Here is a 510-nt window from a genome sequence, read left to right on the forward strand (position 1 = left end):
GGTACCAACGGTTTCGCCGGCCTTGATGGTGATGGTTTGTTTGTTGTCGAGCGTCAGGGTGACGTCGGTGTCCGCTTTATTAGAAAGCGTCGCGGTGTAAGTGATTTTTCCGCCTTCGTTGACGGCGTCTGGCGCGGTCAAGGTGACGGTGGTGGTGTTGTCGGTGCCCGGTGTGTCGGTTACGACGGTGGTGACTTTATCAGTACCTGGAACCAGGTTCTCGAAGTGCTCGCCACCGGTAACTTTTTCGATGCCGGTCGTAACAGTTTGGTCGCCTTTGTACACATCATCCGGCGCTACAGCCGAAACAGTACCGCTCGACTCGTTCACACCGATAGTGATGACCTGTTTGTTATCGAGGGTGATGGTCAGCGGGCCGGTGGTGTTGGTGACTGGCTTGCCGTCTTTATCAACCAAAGTTGCGGTGTAAACGATTTCGCCGCCTTCGCCGACAGTTTTAGTCGCGGTCAGAACCACATCGACCTTGTCGATGGTGTCGTTGATCTGCGT

General features: G+C 54.9%; 1 protein-coding gene. It reads right to left on the reverse strand.

The genetic code is table 11. The annotated features are described in order from the left end of the window. Positions 1 to 510, reverse strand: a 510-nt coding sequence (locus ACZRMS_RS26345) for an immunoglobulin-like domain-containing protein (protein ID WP_463997648.1), incomplete at both ends; no start/stop codon positions are given.

This window comes from Pseudomonas sp. B424, from assembly GCF_055408345.1.